At 66.2% G+C, this 2,955-nt stretch carries 2 protein-coding genes and 2 pseudogenes; 1 reads left to right on the top strand and 3 read right to left on the bottom strand.

The window, feature by feature from the left end; genetic code table 11:
- Nucleotides 1–472: pseudogene (locus tag EAH89_RS30625) on the bottom strand (IS21 family transposase); the annotation flags it as partial.
- Between the two features lie 119 nt (nucleotides 473–591).
- Here EAH89_RS30625 and EAH89_RS30620 point away from each other — a divergent pair.
- Nucleotides 592–939 (top strand): annotated as a pseudogene (locus EAH89_RS30620) (transposase); the annotation flags it as partial.
- A 156-nt stretch (nucleotides 940–1,095) separates the two neighbouring features.
- Here EAH89_RS30620 and EAH89_RS30615 read toward each other — a convergent pair.
- Nucleotides 1,096–2,043 carry an IS5 family transposase gene (locus EAH89_RS30615; RefSeq protein WP_140887932.1) on the bottom strand — a complete coding sequence of 316 codons (948 nt, stop codon included), beginning with the start codon at nucleotides 2,041–2,043 and terminating at the stop codon, nucleotides 1,096–1,098.
- Nucleotides 2,044–2,089: 46 nt separating this feature from the next.
- Nucleotides 2,090–2,955: IS3 family transposase (locus EAH89_RS30610; RefSeq protein WP_140887930.1), on the bottom strand; the 866-nt coding region annotated here is incomplete at its 5' end.

The following is a 2,955-nucleotide window of genomic DNA, read 5'->3' as shown; positions in this document are numbered from 1 at the left end:
CGTCCGACTGCGGCAGGTCCATGCAGAAGAAGTGAACCTTCTGCCGAACCCCGCCGATCACCGCCTCCGCCTCGCCGAAGTCCACCTGCGCGTGACCCGGCGGGTGCGCCAGCGGCACGAACACCTCCCGCCCACGCGCCCGCTGCCGTCGCACGTGATCCTTGACCACCGTGTAGCCGCCGCCATAGCCGTGCTCGTCGCGCAGCCGCTCGAAAATCCGCTTGGCCGTGTGCTGCTGCTTGGGTGGCGCCGCCCGGTCCGCCTCCAGGATCGCCTCGATCACCGGTACCAGCGCCCCCAGCTTGGGCTTGTCGGGCGGCCGCGTCCGTACATACCCGGGCGGCGCCGAGTACCGGCACATCTTGGCCACCGTGTCCCGGCTCAGCCCGAAAACCCGGGCCGCCTCCCGCCGACTATGACCCTCGAGAAACACGAACCGCCGGACCGCCGCGTAGCTCTCCACCACGAACATCCCCCGGCGCCCCACCCTGATCCTTCAAGGTAGGCCGCCTGCACTGGCCGGGTTTTACGCCGCCCGCAGCCGCATCACGCCGCCGCTCCACTGGCCGACTTTCTCTCCGCCGTGCACACCTGCCCTACTGCAACACGGAGGCGATGAACCTGCACCTGGCCGAGATCGCCGCCACGGTGGCGCCAGGAGCGCACGCCGTCCTGCTGCTCGACCAAGCCGGATGGCACCTCTCCGACAGGGTCGCGGTTCCACCCAACATCACGCTCGCACCGCTGCCACCCAAGTGCCCCGAACTGAACGCCATGGAGAACGTCTGGCAGTTCATGCGCGACAACTGGCTCTCCAACCGGGTCTTCCAGTCCTACGACAACATCGTCGATCACTGCTGCGACGCTTGGAACAAGCTGACTGATCAGCCCTGGCGCATCATGTCCATCGGATTGCGCAACTGGGCATACAGGTCATGATCAGCGAGACTTGGTATAAGGAGACCTGTGCGCGGATGTGCGGGCAGGCGCGGGTTTCTTGCTATTCCTTGTGTTGGGCGCTCTCTAGGTGGCAGGTGTGCCCGAATGGCAGCGTGGTGCGGCCTGCTGGCGTGATGCAGGCAGGCTCCTCCTGTCTCAAGCGGCAGCGTGCAGCAGGGTGACCGTGCGCCGGAGATTGTAGGCGATGGCGGTGAGACGGGCTTGCAGTCCGGCTTTGGCCAGACCGAGCCACCGCATCCGCCGCAGGCCATAGGAGCGCTTGCAGGTGCCGCACACCTTTTCAATCCGACAGCGTATGCGCCGGACCCGGGCGTTGTGCTTCTTCAGCCGGGCGAGCGCCGCGGTCCCGCCCCAGGTACCCGTCTGCACGACCTGCGGCATGCCGCCACGCGCCCGGATGGCTTTCCAAGGCTTGTCGCCGTTGAAGGCGCTATCGGCATAGACGTTCCCCGCCTCGGGCGGCAGCACAGCTTCCAACTCAGCGGCGTCATGGATGTTGGCCGTGGTCACCTCCAAGCCGCGGATCAGGCCCGCACCTTCGTCGGTCGCCACATGCGCCTTGTAGCCGTGCACGGGCTTGCGGCGGCGATGCCCGGCCCAACGGTTTGACGTATACGTCAAACCGTCGTCCTTCTGGATGCTGGCCGAGGGGATCAGCGTCGCATCCACCAGCGTGCCGGTGCGCACCATCAAGCCCCTGGCTTCGAGTTGGCGGGTCACCGCCTCGAACAGCCCGTGGCCGAGGCTGCGCCGCACCAACTCCCGCCGGAACCGGACGAAGGTGGTGCGCTCGGGCGTCGGCTCGTGGGCAGCGAAGCCGCAGAACCGGCGGAAGCTGGTCCGGTCGTCCAACGCCTCGGCCAGCTTCACGTCCGAGAGGTCATACCAGGTGGCCAGCAACAAGCCACGGAAGAGAGCCAGCGGCGGCCAGCCACGTTCGCCCTTTGCCGCAGCCGAGATATCGGCCAAGTGACGATCCATCTCCGTCCAATCCAGCAAGGCGGCGAGTTCCACCAGCGGCAGTGCTGCTCGCGGCTCCGCCCGTGCGATGAGATCTTCCTGACCGATCCGCCGCCGCGCCATGTCGACCTCCCTGACCTTCCCCGTATGAGTGGACAGGGGTTACGGCCTACGCGGCCGCGGCGAGTTGCTCCATGTCGGCCGGTGTTTTGTAGCCGATGGCCGAATGAAGGCGCTGTCGATTGTAGAAGCTTTCGATGAAGGCGAAGAGGACGGATCGTGCGACCTGTCGGTTCAGGAACGGCCCGTCCTCCTCGAGTTCAGTCTTGAGGCTGCCGAAGAAGCTTTCCATGGGTGCGTTGTCCCAGCAATCACCTTTTCGGCTCATGGAGCAGAGCATGCCGTGCTTGGCGAGTAGGCGGCGGTAGTCGTGCGCAGCGTATTGGCTCCCGCGGTCCGAGTGCAGCAGCAGTTCCGGACCTGGTCGGCGGTTGGTGATTGCCATCTGCAGGGCAGCGATCGTCAGCTCCTGGGCCATGGTCTCGCGCATAGCCCAGCCGACCACCTTGCGTGAGAAGAGATCCAGCACGACGGCGAGATACACCCAGCCTTCACCGGTCGGTATGTACGTCATGTCCGCCAGCCACACCCTGTTGGGTCCGGAAGCGGTGAACTGGCGGTTCAGCAGGTTGGGAGCGACGGGGAAGCTGTGCTTGCTGTCGGTGGTCACCCGGAAGTGGCGTTTGGTCCGTACTCCGATGCCGTGCTGCCGCATCAGGCGCGCCACCCGGTTGCGGCCCACCCGCTGCCCCTCGGCTTGCAGGGCCGCATGGACCCGTGGACTGCCGTAGCGGCGTCGGCTCTCGGCATGCACACGGCGGATGTCCCCAAGCAAGGCCTGGTTGGCCTGCGAGCGGATGCTCTCGGACCGGCCCCTCCACGCATAGTAGCCGCTGGCGCTCACCTCCAGGACCGAGCACATCACCCGCACAAGGAACATCTCGCGATGGTCCTCGATGAAACGGAACCTCATCT

It is taken from the genome of Muricoccus nepalensis (assembly GCF_006438825.1).
GTDB classification, from domain to species: domain Bacteria; phylum Pseudomonadota; class Alphaproteobacteria; order Acetobacterales; family Acetobacteraceae; genus Roseomonas; species Roseomonas nepalensis.
The sequence above is the reverse complement of the archived record's forward strand: the minus strand, read 5'-3'. Positions and strand labels throughout refer to the sequence as shown.